General features: G+C 69.6%; 7 protein-coding genes and 1 pseudogene. All 8 read right to left on the bottom strand.

Going from position 1 to position 5280, the window contains the following annotated elements; genetic code table 11:
* Positions 1–448: pseudogene (locus AC08OP_RS05205) on the bottom strand (hypothetical protein); the annotation flags it as partial.
* Positions 449–475: 27 nt separating this feature from the next.
* A complete protein-coding gene (locus AC08OP_RS05200) occupies positions 476–823 on the bottom strand; it encodes an antibiotic biosynthesis monooxygenase family protein (RefSeq protein ID WP_476613151.1) in 348 nt (115 codons plus the stop codon).
* A gap of 165 nt (positions 824–988) precedes the next feature.
* Positions 989–2347, bottom strand: a complete 1359-nt coding sequence (gene dnaB, locus AC08OP_RS05195; protein WP_476613150.1) for a replicative DNA helicase — start codon at positions 2345–2347, stop codon at positions 989–991.
* Between the two features lie 600 nt (positions 2348–2947).
* A complete protein-coding gene (gene rplI, locus AC08OP_RS05190) occupies positions 2948–3394 on the bottom strand; it encodes a 50S ribosomal protein L9 (protein ID WP_011438873.1) in 447 nt (148 codons plus the stop codon).
* A 9-nt stretch (positions 3395–3403) separates the two neighbouring features.
* Positions 3404–3640 (bottom strand): 30S ribosomal protein S18, encoded by a 237-nt coding sequence (rpsR, locus tag AC08OP_RS05185; protein WP_011438874.1) that lies wholly within the window; start codon positions 3638–3640, stop codon positions 3404–3406.
* Between the two features lie 50 nt (positions 3641–3690).
* Entirely contained in the window at positions 3691–4239 is a 549-nt protein-coding gene (locus AC08OP_RS05180) for a single-stranded DNA-binding protein (protein WP_476613149.1), read from the bottom strand.
* 63 nt (positions 4240–4302) lie between these two features.
* A complete protein-coding gene (gene rpsF, locus AC08OP_RS05175) occupies positions 4303–4629 on the bottom strand; it encodes a 30S ribosomal protein S6 (protein WP_476592884.1) in 327 nt (108 codons plus the stop codon).
* A gap of 250 nt (positions 4630–4879) precedes the next feature.
* Positions 4880–5206 carry a hypothetical protein gene (locus AC08OP_RS05170; protein WP_476613152.1) on the bottom strand — a complete coding sequence of 109 codons (327 nt, stop codon included), beginning with the start codon at positions 5204–5206 and terminating at the stop codon, positions 4880–4882.
* Positions 5207–5280: the final 74 nt, after the last annotated feature.

The raw sequence follows: 5280 nt of genomic DNA, 5'->3' as shown, positions 1-5280 counted from the left end.
ACCCGGACGGACCTCGCGCGACCGGCCCGGTCTGCGGCCTGGGGGGGTACGGGTGGCCGGGCTGATGCGGATAACCCGACGGCACCGGTGGACCGGGATAACCCGGCTGCCCCGGCTGGACCGGGCCGTCACGGCGCATGCTCGCCACCTGCCGCGTGCCCAGTGGCCGGTGCCGGCGCCACTGCCGCCGGACAGCCCAGACGAGGGCCAGGGATGCGACGGCGCCGGCCGCCGGCGCGACGTCGTGGCCGGCGTCCAGCACCAGCAGGTAGAGGGCCATCAGCCCGCTGAAGACGTAGCCGGTGACGAAGAACGCGAAGGGCCGCAGGTTCAGCCGGCTCACCACGTCCGTGTTCCGAAGCAGGATCGCCGGTACCAGCCAGATGAGGAAACCGAAGAAGAGCGCCGTGAGCGGCGCGAAAAACAGGTACCCGAAGAACGCTGTCATGATCAGAAGTCCGGCGGTCGTCGAGGGTCAGGCCGGGTCGGGACCGGCGGGGACGTCCGCGCTGTGCGCCACCGTCGGGGTGCCGTCGAAGTACGGGCCGAGGGCGGCGCGCCAGCGGGCAAACCGCTCCGACTCCCGGAAGTTCGTCAGATGGGCGTCCAGGCTGTCCCACTCGACGAGCAGCACGAAACTCGACGGTGACTCGACCCCCCGGGTCATCCGCGCGGAACGACAGCCCGGCGTGCCGACGAGCTCCGCACGCACCCCGTGATACGCGGCGACGAAATCGTCTTCGCTGCCCGGTTTGATGTCGAACCGGGCGACTTCGAGGACCGCTCCGGCGGGCTGCCCGCCGTCCCGCCCCTCACTCGCCATGGATGATCCTGAAACTCATACCGCCCAGTCTGGCACCATCGGAAGATCGCGGTCCGCCAACATGGACCATGACCACGCCAAACACACCCGGGCGCCCACCCGGCCCGCCGCCGGGCCGCTGGCGCTCTCCACCCGTGGGCCTCGTCCCGCCCCCGGGCCGAGAATTCAGTTCGCCATGTCGACGAACCGTGAGTAATGGCCCTGGAAGGCGACGGTGACGGTGCCGGTCGGCCCGTTGCGGTGCTTGGCGATGATGAGGTCCGCCTCGCCGGCACGCGCCGACTCCTTCTCGACCGTGTCCTCCCGGTACAGCAGGATCACTGCGTCGGCGTCCTGCTCCAGGCTTCCGGACTCGCGCAGGTCGGAGACCTGGGGACGCTTGTCGGCCCGCTGCTCGGAGGCGCGGTTGAGCTGGGAGATGGCGACCACCGGAACGTCGAGCTCCTTGGCGAGCAGCTTCAGCGACCGCGAGATCTCGCTGACCTCCTGCTGACGGTTCTCCACCTTCTTGGGCGACGACATCAGCTGCAGGTAGTCGAGGATCACCAGGCGCAGCTCGTTGCGCTGCTTCAACCGCCGGGCCTTCGCCCGGACCTCCATCATCGTCAGGTGCGGGCTGTCGTCGATGAACAGCGGGGCCGCCGCGACCTCGCCTATCCGGCGGGCCAGGCGACCCCAGTCGTCATCGGTGAGCCGGCCCGTGCGGATGTTCTGCAGGGACACCCGCGCCTCCGCGGACAACAGCCGCATGGTGATCTCCATGCGGCTCATCTCCAGCGAGAAGATGACCGACGCCATCCCGTTCTTGATCGACGCCGCCCGGGCGAAGTCCAGGCCGAGGGTCGACTTGCCCACGGCCGGCCTGGCCGCGACGATCCACAGCTGGCCGCCGTGCAGGCCGTTGGTCAGCTCGTCGAGGTCGACGAAACCGGTGGGCACCCCGGTCAGCGAACCGTCATGCCCCTGGATGGACTCGATCTCCTCCAGCGCCGGGTTGAGCAGCTCCCCCAGCGGCAGGTAGTCCTCGTTCGTCCGGCGCTCGGTCACCTCGTATACGGCCGCCTGGGCGCGGTCGACGACGTCGCTGACGTCCGGAGCCGCGCCGTAGGCGAGCTGCACGATGCGGGTGCCGGCCTCCGCGAGGCGGCGCAGGACCGCCTTCTCCGCGACGATACGGGCGTAGTACCCGGCGTTGGCCGCGGTGGGCACGCTCGAGATGAGGGTGTGCATGTAGGCCGGACCGCCCACCCGCTCGAGCAGATCGCGGCGGCCGAGCTCGGCGGCGACGCTGATGACGTCCGCAGGCTCCCCCCGGCCGTAGAGATCGCCGATGACCTCGTACACGAGGCCGTGCGCGGGACGGTAGAAGTCACCCGTCTGCAGAACCTCGACGACGTCGGCGATGGCGTCTTTCGACAGCAGCATGCCGCCGAGCACGCTCTGCTCGGCGGGCAGGTCGTGCGGAGGAGTCCGGTCGAACTCCGTACTCCCACCGGAACCACGCGAGATCTCGGTGACGCTCACGACGCACCCTCCCGGGACTCCCGTAGACCCGCATTCGAACGTATGTTCGTACAGATCGGAATCGCTGTCAACGGACCGCTCCGCCCCCGGTCAGCCGGGAGCTCCCAGCAGGGACCGGGCGGGCGGCCTCCGGTGAGCCTCTCGCCGGGCGCCGCCCGCGTCACCGAAGGAGACCTGGCCCGATCAGGCTAGAAGTACCTTCCTCAGTCTGGAGGGTCCGACCTTACGGACCGGCGGGCACCCCCACCAAAAAGTTATCCACAGGCCCTTGTGGAAAAGCTGTGGGCAACCGGCCGGAACCTGGGGAGGACATCGGGACGGAAACCGGAAACCTGTGGACACCCGAGACCACAGCCTCGACGAAACCCAGCTGGCAGGCGCCCGCATCGCGAGTGCCCTGTGGATAAGAAAAAGTTTCGGATCTGCTCGTCGCCCCTTGCCCCACGCACAACGAACTCCCCTGGCCGGCCGCCTGAGACGGTCGGCCAGGGGAGCCGGTACAGCGAGCGCGGCGGTACAGCGGGAGAAACGGCGGACGCCGCCGTCAGACCCGCCCGGCCTCGGGCCCATCCGGCCGCGATCAGGCCCGCCCAGCCCTGGTCAGGCCTGCGTGACCTGGAGCTTCACGGTCGCGGTCACCTCGGGGTGCAGATGCACGGCGACGGTGTAGGCGCCCAGGGACTTGATCGGCGTGGTGAGCTCGACACGGCGCCGGTCGAGCTCGGGGCCACCCGCGGCGGTCACCGCCTCCACCACGTCGGCCGCCGTTACGGAACCGAACAGGCGGCCTTCCTTGCCCGCCCGGCTGGTCAGCTCGACCTTGAGGCCACCGAGCTGACCGGCGATCTCCTGAGCGTGCCCGAGATCGCGGACCGCGCGGGCCGACCGGGCCCGCTTGATCTGCTCGACCTGACGCTCCGCGCCCTTGGTCGCGAGGATCGCGTACCGGCGGGGCACGAGGTAGTTGCGCCCGTACCCGTTCGCGACCTCCACGATGTCACCCGGGCTACCGAGACCGGGGACCTCCTGGGTCAGGATGAGCTTCATCACCACCCCCTACCGGGCCGAGGCGGTGTAGGGCAGCAGCGCCATCTCGCGGCTGTTCTTCACCGCCGTCGCCACGTCGCGCTGGTGCTGGCTGCAGTTACCGCTCACCCGACGGGCCCGGATCTTGCCCCGGTCGGAGATGTACTTGCGCAGCAGCGAAGTGTCCTTGAAGTCGATGTAGTCGACCTTGTCCTTGCAGAAAACGCAAACCTTCTTCTTGGGCTTGCGCACGGCCGCCTTGGCCATGGGTGTGCTCCTACCTCGTTGTGTCGTTCGCGAGGACGACGACCGGCCGCTCAAAACGGTGGCTCGTCGGAGTAGCCGCCGGCCGGTTGCGACCAGGGGTCATCGATGGGTGCTCCACCACTACCGCCGCCGTAGCTGCCGGCCGGAGCGCCCGCGGGAACACCGGCGGGGGCGCCGGGGGGGGCGCCGTAGCCGCCTCCGCCACCGCCCCCGTAACTGCTGCCACCACCGCCGCGCGCGGCCTTGACGACCTTGGCGGTGGCGTAGCGCAGGCTCGGGCCGATCTCGTCGACATCGAGCTCGATCACGGTACGCTTCTCACCCTCGCGGGTCTCGAACGACCGCTGCTTGAGGCGGCCGGTGACGATGACCCGAGCGCCCTTCTGCAGCGACTCGGCGACGTGCTCCGCCGCCTGGCGCCAGATGGAGCAGCGCAGGAACAGCGCCTCGCCGTCCTTCCACTCGTTGGTCTGGCGGTCGAGGGTGCGCGGCGTGGAGGCGACGGTGAAGCTGGCGACCGCGGCACCGTTCGGGGTGAACCTCAGTTCGGGGTCGTTGGCTAGGTTGCCGACGACAGTGATGACGGTTTCACCAGCCATGGGCACTCTCCCGGAGATCGGCGGCCCACGACGGCACGGGGACTGCCGTCGCCGCGGACCGGATCACGCCGCCGCCCGGCGGCTCTGACGTGGCTTCTTCGGCTCTGGAAGCCGGATGACCTTGGTGCGGATGACCGACTCATTGAGGACGAGCTGACGGTCGAGCTCGGCGACGACGTCGGGCTCCGCATGCAGGTCGATGACGGCGTAGATGCCTTCGTAACTCTTGGCGATCTCGTAGGCGAGCCGGCGCCGGCCCCAGACATCGACCTTCTCCACCACGCCGCCGCCCTGACGGACGACACCGAGGTACTGGTCGAGAGAGGGCGCGACGGTGCGTTCCTCGAGGTCAGCATCGAGGATCACCATGAGCTCATAATGACGTGCCAAGACTGAACCCACCTCCTGTGGACTCTGGCGGCCACGGATCTTCCGCGGCAGGAGGGACCGCGACCGGAACCTGTGCCGTCTCGAACGTGCTCGACGCGATGGATCCGAGAGGGGACCGCCCGTCAGCACATCCGGACGATCATCAGTGCACGAGGGCCACCCGGAAGCGCACCGACCAATCATGACGAGTGGTCGGCCTGGACCAGCGGATGGACACACGTACGCCGGCGCACGGTATGTCCAGCCGAGCTTACTCGATTCCTCCGGGGGCCCTGGCGGCCCCGACCACGAGAACCACGCGAAGCCACGCCGTGAACACCCCGGCGAGGCAGACGAGGTTCACCGTGATCAGGAGGCCACGCATGTGCCGGGAGGGGGAGGGGTCCGCGAGGGCGAACACAAGCGCCGCGAGCGCCGCGGCGACCGCGACCACCGCGAGCATGCGGGCAGCCGGCCGCGGACCGACGCGCCCGGACCCGGAACCGCCGTGGCCGCCCGGGGAAGAGTCGTGGCCGTCCCCGGACGGGTCGCCGCCGACGTCCCCGGTGCCGGGCTGACCCGGCTGGGCATCCTGCATGTCCACAGCATCGCCTCCCGTAGTCCCAAACGCCGAAGGCGAGGTGACGGAAACCCCGCACGGCGCCCCATGCC

The sequence above is a fragment of the Frankia sp. CeRuru1 genome, assembly GCF_977966315.1.
The sequence above is the reverse complement of the archived record's forward strand: the minus strand, read 5'-3'. Positions and strand labels throughout refer to the sequence as shown.